The organism is Belnapia sp., from assembly GCF_059504005.1.
Map to the genome: position 1 here is coordinate 1 of NZ_JCACHU010000080.1, position 4,758 is coordinate 4,758.

Below are 4,758 nucleotides of genomic sequence, written 5' to 3' on the forward strand. Positions count from 1 at the left end.
GCCATCCTGCGGCTTGTACCTGCTCAGGGCGGCACCGCAAGAATGCAACAGAACCGTTCAAATCACCCGGGCAAGCCCAGCGGTTCCTGTCGGCGCACGCGATGATCTATGGTCACTTCCGTCCGCGGCGGCACCTGATGCCCGCCGAGCAGTACCGCCGTTCGCGCAACAAGGCTTTCCAAATCTGGCGGCAGGAGACGTGTGCCCAGATGGCGGCGTGAGATCGCGCAAGCTCTGCCTTGCGGTCGAACGCACCCGGTCACCAAACAATGTGACAATGCCCGCGAGCGGCCAGCATCTCCTCGGCCATGCGTAGACTGAGAGGGAAGCGAAAGTAGAGCCAAACCGCTTGGCTGATCACCTCGGCCGGAAACCGGTGACCGGCATAGGGCGACTTGGCGGCAAGAGAACACTTTTCGGGCTTTTACCGATGGCTGCTCCGCCGGCCCAGCCCGGTCAACTTGACTATGAGAGTGTTGGTGTTGTCCGGCGGGTCTGACCCTCAACTTGATTGACCCGGTGTCATGGTACCGACGTGTCGGCCTGCCGGACGACGCTCGGCGATCGGGCGGGAGGTGACCTCATAGAAGCCTGAGGCCGTCCATCCCGTCACAGTCCTGCTCGCCCGCCGGATCTCCGGACCCGCACCCGATGGGAGAACCGGCAGCATGAACAAGGCCAGCCCACACGACATCATCGTCGGCATCGACACTCACAAACACACCCACGCCGCCGTGGCCGTCACCGGGCTCGGCGCCCGGGTTGGGGAGCTGACGATCCGTGTTGGCCTTGAGGGCTACCGTGAGCTCGAGGCCTGGGCCCGATCACTGGGAGCCGTCCGCGCCTTCGGCATCGAGGGCACGGGCGCGTACGGTGCTGGCCTGGCGCGCTTTCTTCGTGCGACGGGCCATACCGTTCACGAGGCCGGCCGGCCCGATCGCGGGCGGCGCCACCGGCATGGCAAAACGGACCACCTCGATGCCGAAGGCGCCGCCCGCGCCGTGCTGGGTGGGCAGGCCACGGCTTTGCCCAAGGCCGGCACAGGTAAGGTGGAGATGATCAGGCACCTCAAGGTCGCCCGTGACACCGCCGTCAAGGCGCGCACCCAGGCCATGCTGGCGCTGAAGGCCATCATGATCAGCGCTCCGGCAGCTCTGCGCGAGCAGCTCGAGGCAGTCGCCGGCCGGGTGGCGCTGGTCCGGCATCTGGCGGCATTGCGGCCGGGGCCGCTGACCACGACCACCGCTTCAGCCAAGGCCAGCCTGCGTGCCATCGCTCGCCGCTGGCTCGACCTCGACGTCGAGATCCGGTCACACGATGCCCACCTCGGCCGGCTGGCCGAGCGGTGCGCGCCGGAGATGGTCGCGGCGCATGGCATGGGGACCGCGACCGCGGCGGAGATGCTTGTCCTCGTCGGCGACGAGCCGGAGCGGATCCACTCCGAAGCTGCCTTCGCCACGCTCTGCGGCGCCTGCCCAGTGCCGGCTTCGAGCGGCAAAACCAGCAGGCATAGGTTGAACCGCGGTGGGCATCGTCAGGCCAACGCTGCCCTCCACCGCGTGGTGGTCGTGCGCATGCGCACTCACCAGCCCACCATCGACTACCTCCGGCGTCGCACGGCTGAGGGCAAGAGCAAGCGGGAGATCATTCGCTGCCTCAAGCGCTTCGTCGCACGCGAGATCTTCGGCTATCTCTGCCGTCCATCCAAAGGCGTCTGCCCAGCCCAAAACGCCGCTTGACCACTATAGGAGCATCGGTGCCTTTGGAACGCCAAGCTGTATCCACACCCTCCGGCACACCCGCCCGATCGAGGCTCATGTCGAGCAAGACGGTGCCGCTCGAAGACGGATGCACGGCCACGAGCGAGGAGACGCGTAGCACGTCCCCGGTGGTGAGCAGGAGCCCGAAGGATCCGCCGCGCACATCGAGCATGCGGTCGACGAACCATGCGGGAAGCAGAGCGGTGTCGGTAGGATCGGCAACTCGCGTCCAGGTCTGGCTCACTGTTCGTCAGCCAGCGACAGGGTTGGACAAATCGCTGGCCGCCCTGCAAACCTGTATTGCAAGTGCCTCTGGGCCTGCCCTGCCCGCATCGGTCGCGCGTTGATCCGTTGGGAATGAAGTGGCTTGCATGGCGGCCTTTCGTGTTGCGTCCGTGGTCACGGCGGGAGCCGCAGCGTGAATGACGCCACCCGGCAAGATGCCGGGTGGCGGCGGATCAGGCCGCCAGGGGCACTGCCGGGGTGGTGGCTTCGGCCCCACCCACGGCCTCGGCCACCATCTGTGCGGTAGCGGCCGAGAGCGTCCAGCCGAGATGACCGTGGCCGGTATTGTAGAACACGCCCGGCCGGCTGCCAGCGCCGATGCGCGGCAGCATGCCAGGCGTCATCGGCCGCAGCCCCGCCCAGGGCACGGTGCGGGCGGTGTTGACCTCAGGAAAGAGCTCCTCCGTCCAGCGCACCAGCGGACGGATACGGTCCATGCGGATGTCACGGTTCTCGCCGTTGAACTCAGCCGTGCCGGCTACCCGGAAGCGGTCGATGCCGAGCCGACTGCTGACGATCTTGGTGGCGTCGTCCAGCAGGCTGACCGAGGGCGCCGCCTCTCGGCTGCGCGGATCGTCGAGGTGGACGGTGATGGAATAGCCCTTCACCGGATAGACGTTGATGCGGTCGCCGAGCATGGCGGCGAAGCGACGGCTGGCGACGCCGGCGCAGATCACGACGGCATCGACCCGCAGGAGCTCGGTACCTTCGTCGCCTGTGGCCGGCCGCCACGCGACCACGATGCCGTCCCGCTCATGCCGGATCGCGGTCACGTCGGCCTCAAACAGGAAGCGGGCGCCGCGGCGCTGGCAGGCCTCGGCGAGGCCGCGCGTGTACTTATGGATGTCGCCGGTGGAGTCCGATGGGGTGAAGAAGCCGCCATAGTAGCTGCCGTGCAGCGTCGGTTCGATCCGGCGCATCTCCTCCGGCGTGACAGAATGCCGATCCAGGCCACCCTCCCGCAGCAGCACGTTGACGCGTGCGGCGGCGTCGAAGCCGGCTTGGTCTCGATAGACGTGTAAGATGCCGCGCTGCTCGACGTCGAAATCGATACCTTCCTCCTCGGCGATCGAGAACAGGTGCTTGCGCGCCTCAATGGCCAGCCTCGTGGTGGCGATCGTGTTGGCGCGGTAGTTCCGAATCTGGCCAGTGAACTCGCCTAGCCAGGAATACTTGTGAACGCTCGGCCGCGGGTTCAGCAGCAGCGGCGCATCCTGGCGCAGGATCCACTTCATGCCTTTCAGCACGGTGGCCGTGCTGTTCCAGACCTCGGCGTTGCTGGCAGACAGCTGTCCGCCGTTGGCGAACGAGGTCTCCATAGCGGCGTAGCGGTGGCGGTCGAGCACCACCACGTCATGCCCGCGTCGCAGGAGCGCGTAGGCCGTGGTGACCCCAGTGATTCCCGATCCGATGACTGCGATTGTGCTCACATCACGCTCCGACACAAAGGTTCGCAGCGAACGGTATGACGGCCGTCCCTGCCCCCATCTGTCTCGGTGCCTGAGAGCTTAGCCCGGGCTTTCCTGGCGAAAGCGGCGGGATATCCCCTTCGGCGGGCGCCACAGCGGCGCCTCTCTCCAGATCGTCCTCGCTACGCGGTCCTGGGTGCCTGAGAGTTTCCCGGGGGGTTGCTCCTTCGGCGGCCTCCAGATCCCGTAGGACCCCGAAGCTCTCTCCCGCATACCTCAGCGGACAAAGGCGATATCGTGAGCCACCTCTGCCAAGTCAACGGAATTTCTGCATCGGTCTTGCGCTCTCTTCGGCCGTCCAAACCCTGTCGCGGCGTATATACGTCGCGGCTGAAAACTTCCCCGAGCAACCCAGCAGGCACGGACTCGGGCGACAAACCGCCGCTTTCCGATCAACAAGGACATAAAGCCGCCGTCAGTGGCGGCACCACAGCGATACCCCAATCGACTGAGCTAAGTCAGTCACATGCGATAAGAGCCGCTGGCCATCTCACACCGCTACCTCGACCAAGTTGCGGATCGAGAAGCCTGGGGGAATCCCGGCTGAGCTTACCTCAACGAGCCGCGCTACTCCTGGCCTTGCGGCTGGCGTCTCAGCGGCACTGCGCGCAAGTCAGCAAACCGCGTCGCTCTCGTGCCGGCGAGACAAGATAGCCGCAGCGGATGCAGTTGGTGCAGGTGTCATCCGCCGCGAAGGGATCGGCAAAAGCCCGCTTGGTCGACCTTGGCGTGCCCTCTGGGCGCTCCGGCTTGATGGTACGCGGCTTGTGGCTGCTTCTAGTCGGGACATCGGCGGCAGCCTCGACAGGTTGGATCGGCGGCAGCAGCGGGTCCCAGCCGGGCATAAAATGCCCAACCGGTGGGGTGGGTTTCAGAGCTTCCGGTGAAGCTGTGGTTGGCGGCGGCGATGGGGCAGGGCGGGCGTTGAATCCGTTCGGCCAACTTGCGGCGTACGCAGAGGACCCTGGCCGACGAGCCGGCTCGGCTGGCGATGTTAGGCTCTGTGACCGGAGTTGCTGGCTGACCCATTCGGTTCCGCATCGGTCTCTGGTTGTGCGCCTTGGGACGTTCACCCGGCTTTCCGGGAGACCCGACCATGACCAGGACGAGCCTGGACGATGCCCAATGGGTGTCGCTGATGCTGGTGATGCAGCAGATACCGCTGGCATGGAAGCGTGACGAAGCTGCTCTGTAGCGCGACGATCTGGATGGAGGCGCGCGTCAATCAGGATGACGCGATGGCG

At 66.0% G+C, this 4,758-nt stretch carries 2 protein-coding genes, 2 pseudogenes and 2 riboswitches; of the genes and pseudogenes, 2 read left to right on the plus strand and 2 right to left on the minus strand.

The features are described 5' to 3' along the window. A pseudogene (locus AC5JJ1_RS11970) lies at window positions 1–221 on the plus strand (hypothetical protein); the annotation flags it as partial. Window positions 222–280: 59 nt separating this feature from the next. On the opposite strand, the pseudogene AC5JJ1_RS11975 reads toward AC5JJ1_RS11970, so the two are convergent. After that, window positions 281–361 (minus strand): annotated as a pseudogene (locus AC5JJ1_RS11975) (IS6 family transposase); the annotation flags it as partial. Between the two features lie 307 nt (window positions 362–668). On the opposite strand from AC5JJ1_RS11975, the gene AC5JJ1_RS11980 reads away from it, so the two are divergent. Then, window positions 669–1,739, plus strand: coding sequence for an IS110 family RNA-guided transposase (locus AC5JJ1_RS11980; RefSeq protein ID WP_495785357.1), 1,071 nt, complete (start codon window positions 669–671; stop codon window positions 1,737–1,739). Window positions 1,740–2,218: 479 nt separating this feature from the next. Here the strand turns inward: AC5JJ1_RS11980 and AC5JJ1_RS11985 are convergent, their stop codons facing one another. Continuing rightward, window positions 2,219–3,490 carry a D-amino acid dehydrogenase gene (locus AC5JJ1_RS11985; protein ID WP_495785358.1) on the minus strand — a complete coding sequence of 424 codons (1,272 nt, stop codon included), beginning with the start codon at window positions 3,488–3,490 and terminating at the stop codon, window positions 2,219–2,221. Window positions 3,491–3,531: 41 nt separating this feature from the next. Beyond that, window positions 3,532–3,628, minus strand: a riboswitch (glycine riboswitch). A gap of 3 nt (window positions 3,629–3,631) precedes the next feature. After that, window positions 3,632–3,734, minus strand: a riboswitch (glycine riboswitch). Window positions 3,735–4,758: the final 1,024 nt, after the last annotated feature.